Below are 2,304 nucleotides of genomic sequence, written 5' to 3' on the forward strand. Positions count from 1 at the left end.
TCTTTCTTGTTCTTCTAATGGAGGTAATGGTAATTTTAAACTTCTTAAAATATTTAGTGGTATAAATTTTTGTGTAGACCCTTTTAATTTTGAATTTACTATTTGTTGAAAATTAAAACTATTTAAATAATTAAAAATATATTTCCCCATTTTTTTGTCAAAAGGTTTAAAGATAGCAACATTTTTTACAGCATATGAATTTAAGCTCTCAACATTTACATAAACTGGATTCCCTATTGTGCCAATCATAGCGTACAGCACATCACCTTTTTCAACTTTAGACCTTTGATTTATTTTTAACATATCTTCTTCTGATATGTACTTCACATTTTTAAAATCAATTTCATTATTTTTTAGATTTTTAGAAGTCACTAAAGGAAAGCCTTTATCTACATATTTAGGAGAATCATGAGTTCCATCTCTTATATCCATAATAGATATTATTTTAACCCACTCCCAATTATCAGGTATTTCATAAGGTTGCTCTTCTTTTGGTATAATAGCCTCTTTTAACTTCTCTTCTAATGTTACCTCTTTTTTCTTACTCATTGCTTTCAACTCCACAAATATGAAGTTCCTTTATAACTCCTCTTAATAAATCCATAGCTTCTTCTAATTTTGATATAGCTTCCTCTGCACTCTCAATAGGATTTGGTAAATCTTCTGAATCTATAATACCTTCATCCTTTATAAGTCCTAAATCTAAAGAGTAATCTTTTTTTATAATATCATCTAAGGAGAATCTATTCCATCTCTCAATTTTTTCTTTCTCTTCTTGATTATTAAAGGTTCTTTCAAACTCTTCAAAATGCTCTTTTGTCAATGGTGTTGTCTTTCCAAAATTAGGCATATTAGTTCTTAAATCATAGTACCAAATCTCTTTAGTATTCCCATGTTCTGTAACTCCTCTATCAAAGAATAAAACATTTGTTTTTACTCCTTGTGCATAAAATATTCCTGTAGGTAATCTTAGTATTGTATGAACATTACATTTATTCAATAAGTCAACTCTTATATCCTTACCAACTCCACCTTCAAATAAAACATTGTCTGGAATTATTACTGCTGCTCTCGATTTTCCATTTTTCTTTAGTGAATTATAAATTATTTGCATAAAGTTTAATTGCTTATTTGATGTTTCATGCATTAAATCATCTCTTGTTGCTCTTTCTCCACCTTTCTTAGTTCCAAATGGAGGATTAGATAATATCAGATCATAGTTTTTTAAAGATTTTCCTAACTCAGATAAAGTATCTCCTTGGATAAAATAATTACTATCTATTCCATGTAATAAAGCATTCATAACACCAAGTCTATGAGTGTCTGGAACTAGCTCACAAGCTGAAAAAGCTTCTTTTTCTTGAAACTCATATTGTTCTGATGTTAATGTAAAATAATTATCTGTTTTACTTTTTAAATATTTATCTGCTTCTATTATAAATCCAAATGTTCCACCAGCTGGGTCAAATATTCTTTCTCCAATTTCTGGCTTTGTCATTCTAACTATTGAATCTATTAAAACTCTGGGAGTAAAATATTGTCCCGCTCCAGATTTTTTTTCAGAAGCATTCTTTTCTAGAAGCCCTTCATATAAATCTCCTAGATCTTCTTTATCAACAGAATACCAATCTATCTTATCTATTTCACTAAATATCTTTTTTAAGTTAGCAGGTTCCTCTATTTTTGTTTGAGCGCTTCTATAGATAATTCCTAAACTTCCACTCTTATTACTTAAATCTATTAACATTTGTTGATATGTTTTTTTCAATTCAATTCCATCTAATTTTTTTAATTCATTCCAAGTATATTTATGATCTATACCTATTTTCTTTTCTGTATCTAGCTCTGAAGCCATTTTTAAGAATAATATGTATGTTAGTTCTGTAACATATTCGTGGTATGTTATTCCATCATCTCTTAATACATTACATAAATTCCATAATTTTTGTACAATTTCATTATTTGTCATTTATTTTCTCCTATTAATTTAAAATCAAATCTTGTTTTAATATACTTATTATTTCATTTAACATCCCATCTAACTGCTTATCAATTCTATTATAGCCACCATACTGTTTAAATTGAGATGTTTCTAAATCATCCTCTGTTAAAATTTCATTATTTTCTAGATATTTTTCTATTCTTTCTAAAATTGTTTTTTGCGGTGCTGTCCAACGATTTAATTTTTTTATTTTAGACATAACATCATTAATCTTTTCTTTTTTATCTATTATTGGTGAACCTTTTATAGCATGTTTTATAAAAGTCATCATATTTGTTAAAATATCTTCATTCTTTACTATG

The 2,304-nt window shown here is 27.3% G+C and carries 3 protein-coding genes; all 3 read right to left on the reverse strand.

Going from position 1 to position 2,304, the window contains the following annotated elements; genetic code table 11:
- The coding region (locus ACMOUI_RS13120) for a restriction endonuclease subunit S (protein WP_418966145.1) at nucleotides 1–549 on the reverse strand (549 nt) is incomplete at its 3' end.
- On the reverse strand, nucleotides 542–1,969 hold the full coding sequence (locus ACMOUI_RS13125) for an N-6 DNA methylase (RefSeq protein ID WP_418966146.1): 1,428 nt from the start codon (nucleotides 1,967–1,969) through the stop codon (nucleotides 542–544). The genes ACMOUI_RS13120 and ACMOUI_RS13125, both read right to left, overlap by 8 nt.
- 13 nt (nucleotides 1,970–1,982) lie before the next feature.
- Nucleotides 1,983–2,304 (reverse strand): type I restriction-modification enzyme R subunit C-terminal domain-containing protein (locus ACMOUI_RS13130; RefSeq protein ID WP_418966147.1); only part of this gene is annotated, 322 nt, incomplete at its 5' end.

This window comes from Cetobacterium sp. (assembly GCF_048470075.1).
Classification (GTDB): Bacteria; Fusobacteriota; Fusobacteriia; order Fusobacteriales; family Fusobacteriaceae; genus Cetobacterium_A.

Excerpts from the sequence above, each read along its gene's own strand:
- ACMOUI_RS13125 (WP_418966146.1), bottom strand. The coding sequence starts at position 1,969 with ATGACAAATAATGAAATTGTACAAAAATTATGGAATTTATGTAATGTA.